This window comes from Streptomyces sp. NPDC051104, from assembly GCF_040682835.1.
Taxonomy (GTDB): Bacteria; Actinomycetota; Actinomycetes; order Streptomycetales; family Streptomycetaceae; genus Streptomyces; species Streptomyces cynarae.
Genome location: NZ_JBFBBS010000134.1, coordinates 1 through 1,712 on the forward strand (window position 1 = coordinate 1; position 1,712 = coordinate 1,712).

1 protein-coding gene is annotated in these 1,712 nt (G+C 34.7%); it reads left to right on the forward strand.

Annotated elements, in window-relative coordinates; genetic code table 11:
• Nucleotides 1–369 precede the first annotated feature (369 nt).
• On the forward strand, nt 370–1,554 hold the full coding sequence (locus tag AB0N14_RS40055) for a site-specific integrase (RefSeq protein ID WP_259743452.1): 1,185 nt from the start codon (nt 370–372) through the stop codon (nt 1,552–1,554).
• Nucleotides 1,555–1,712 lie beyond the last annotated feature (158 nt).

The window sequence follows — 1,712 nt, forward strand, 5'->3', positions numbered from 1 at the left end:
GCCATAAATAGTAACTTATCTCCAAGTGTGAGTGAGTTTTATAGTACATTGCCTAAAATACTTGCAGAGATTCTACCAGCATTTCCAGGTACTGGCTCTAGTTTAGGGATTCCTCTCTAATTATCTTGTTACCCTTGATACCTTACTGTTACTCTTATTTTAGAGAAAGGTAACAGTATAAACCCTTGATATAACTACCTTTATAATACTTTGTTACTCTTGTTACCGTAAATAATACTATATCAGTTGAGAATTCAATAACTCTATAAACTAATAAACCAGTTAACTAAATATCTCTAATAACAATATTTCTCAATCCTCGTACATGCCTTGCCTGACATTAGTACAAAATGGAAAGGAAGAAATAATATGAATATTAAAGAATATACAAAAAAAGACGGTACAAAGGTGTACCGCGCTAATGTTTATCTGGGGGTTGATTCTCTAACTGGTAAGCAAGTGAGAAAAGTTATAACGGCTAAATCTGAAAAGATGTGTAATACAAAAATAAGTAGAGCTATTAATGAGTTTGAAAAGAACGGCCAAACAGTCAGAAAAGTAAGTGTAGATGATTTTAAAGATATTGCCATGCTGTGGTTTGATAGTTATAAGCTAGGGGTAAAACCTCGAACAGTTCAAATCATGCAGACACGCTTAAATAATTATGTTTTGCCAGCTCTTGGAGAGTATAGAATAGATAAAGTAAATTCTATTATTCTTCAGCAAATTGTTAATCAATGGATGATTAATGCTAGTCAACCATTAAATGGGGCTTACCACAGACCAAAAGGAAAAGGCAAAGACTTCAAAATATACTTTAATATCGTTGAGCGTATTTTTAAGCATGCCTTATCTCTTGGGCTAGTTAAAGATAACCCTTGTGTTAATGTTATTGTACCAAAAGTAAGACTTGAAAGCACCGAAAAGAAAGTAAAACATCTTACAGCGGAGCAACTGAAAATATTTTTTGAGTATATTGGAGCACTACCCAAAGAGAAATATACTAATGAGCTGATGACTGGACTTTGTCGTTTGCTTGTTGCCTCCGGTTTGCGTATTGGGGAAGCTGTGGCCTTGTCATGGTCTGATATTGACTTTAAGACAGGTTCTGTGTCTGTCAGTAAAACAACGCTTAGAGCGGTCATACAATCAACCCCAAAGACTGACAAAAGTAATAGGACTGTTTTAATAGACAGCAAAGCAGTAGAAGTTTTAAAGCATTGGGAACTATTTCAAGCGAAATACTTCATGAGTATTGGAAAGGGAAAGCAAGAACTGGTATTTCCCAACCGAACAGGAGGGGTGTTGGACTATCAGACAATGAGGCCATTCTTAATAAAATGGTTGAGAGTCTGCCAGCTACCACAAGTTGGCTTTCATGGTTTTAGACATTCTCATGCTAGCCTTCTACTTAATGCTGATGTTCCCTATAAAGAGATACAAGAACGCTTAGGACACGCAAGCATAAAAATGACTATGGACACATACAGCCACCTTGAATCTGACAATAAAATAAAAGCAGTTGAACGCTTTGAATCAATTGCAAATTTCTAGTAAAAAAATGCTACTCGTAATAAATCTCGTAATAAATTTAGCTTTTTAAAAAAACAAAATCTCTACAACGTAGATATACCAGTATTTAACGAGGTTTTTCTTATTACACATACGGCATTCAATCAGTGTTTTTTTGTGTATCAAAAATTAGACAAATC